This window comes from Microbacterium sp. BF1 (genome assembly GCF_019279095.1).
Lineage (GTDB): Bacteria > Actinomycetota > Actinomycetes > Actinomycetales > Microbacteriaceae > Microbacterium > Microbacterium maritypicum.
In genome coordinates this window covers 1-2079 of sequence record NZ_JAGYWT010000432.1, presented here as the reverse complement: position 1 = coordinate 2079, position 2079 = coordinate 1, and the positions used below count along the sequence as shown (strand labels likewise).

1 protein-coding gene is annotated in these 2079 nt (G+C 67.7%); it reads left to right on the top strand.

Translation table 11 applies throughout. The annotated features are described in order from the left end of the window. On the top strand, positions 1–1664 hold a 1664-nt coding region (locus KZA10_RS13240; RefSeq protein WP_218683110.1), incomplete at its 5' end, for a sulfite reductase flavoprotein subunit alpha. Positions 1665–2079 lie beyond the last annotated feature (415 nt).

Here is a 2079-nt window from a genome sequence, read left to right as displayed (position 1 = left end):
CGCACGGCACGCCGATGCTGGTGCTTTACGGCTCCAACGGGGGCAGCAGTGAGGGCTTGGCCCGCACCATCGCCGGCGATGGGGCCGCCCGTGGCTGGCACACCCGAGTGGCCTCCCTCGATGAGGCCACCGCGGACCTGCCCACGGCCGGGCCGGTCGTCATCGTGACCTCCTCCTACAACGGCACCCCACCCGACAATGCGAAGCGCTTCGTCGACTGGCTCACCACCACCGGCCCGGACCTGAGCGGTGTTGAATACCTGGTGCTGGGCTGCGGGAGCCTGGACTGGGCCGCCACCTACCAGCGCGTCCCCACCCTCATCGACGACGCCATGACTGCTGCCGGGGCCACGAGGATTCGTGAACGCGGTGCCACCGATGCCCGCACCGACTTCTTCGGCGACTGGGAACGCTGGTACCAGCCGTTGTGGCCCGAACTGTCCGAGCACTACCAGATCGAGGACACCGCCCCGACAGGCCCCCGCTACCGGATCGCCTCCACCAGCCAGCCCGCCGCCCATCGTGAGGAGGCCACCGCGATCGTGCTGGAGAACCGCGAGCTAGTCCGCGGCGACTCGCCCCGCTCCAAGCGGCACCTCGAACTCCGCCTGCCCGAGGGCATGACGTATCGCACCGGCGACTACCTCTCGGTGCTGCCGCAGAACCACCCCGAACTCGTCACCCGCATGCTCACCCGCCTGGCACTGCCAGGCGACGAGTTGGTGACCATCGACTCCGACGCCCCCAGCGGACGCATCCCCGTCGGAGTGCCGGTGCGGGTCGATGACCTGCTGACCCGCCACGTCGACCTGACCGCCCCAGCCACGCAGGGGGTACTCGCCTCGCTCGCCGAGACGACACGCTGCCCTCCCGAGCGCGCAGAACTCGAAAAGCTGGCCTCCCCTGAACAGGCGGACACCATCAGGCAGCGCCGGTTCTCACTGCTGGACCTGCTGGAGATGTTCGCCTCCTGCGAGGTCGACCTGGCCTGGGTGATCGAACGACTCCCCGCCCCCAGGGCACGGCAGTACTCGATCAGCTCCGCCGCCGAAACCCAGACCGAAGTAGCACTGACCGTCTCAGTCATCGAGGGCCCCGCACTCTCGGGGACGGGCACCTACCGAGGCGCGGCCTCCAGCTACCTTCAGCGCGTCCAGCCCGGCGACCGGCTCACCGTCACCCTCGCTTCGCCGACCGAGCACTTCCGGCCCCCAGCCCAGAACTCGATCCCGGCGATCATGATCGCCGCTGGCTCCGGCATCGCCCCGTTCCGCGGCTTCATCAACGCTCGTCATGCTCGCGCCACCGGCGGCGAACCGGCGGGTGAGACGGTGCTGTTCTTCGGCTGCCAGCACCCCGACTGGGACGACCTCTACGCCGAAGAGTTCGCCACCTACGAGGCTGCCGGGACGCTGCGCGTGCACCGGGCATACTCACGCAAGCCCGACGGCGAGGTCCGCTACGTCCAGCACCGGCTCTGGGCCGAACGAGACAGCATCCTCGACCTCATCGAGCAGGGCGCGCACGTGTATGTGTGCGGTGACGTCACCGGCATGGGGCCAGCGGTCGAGGAGACCCTGACCCGGATCGGCCAGGACGTCCACGGACCCAACTGGCTCACCGAACTCAGCCAGACCGGGCGATACGCCACTGACCTCTTCTGAGCCACTCACATGAGACTGCGGGCTCAGACGACTGACAGTTCCTTTCGAGAACTCAGACTCTCGGAGCTGAGTTCTCGTCACGTCGCACGCTTCGGAAGTGGTGCACGCGGACCTCACGCCGATTCGCGTGTTGCTCCTGATCGTGGAGGTAAGCCATAGGCGCGCGCGAGGCTGTGAGGAGACTCCATCTCGAACTCGACAACGGCGCGGATTGGTCGCACTCGCTAGCAGAGAACCGAGATGTTCCCGGAGGGATGACGGCTCTCGAACTTGTCCGGACGCTCGCGTCGGGTCAAGCCCCGGCGAGTGGTGTAGCGGTCGGTGATCCTTCTGCTGTTGGTTTCGGTTAGGCGCTGAGTTCGAGGACGGGCTGGTCGGTCACCTCATCTCCGGTGTCGGGGACGAGGGTGAGGCG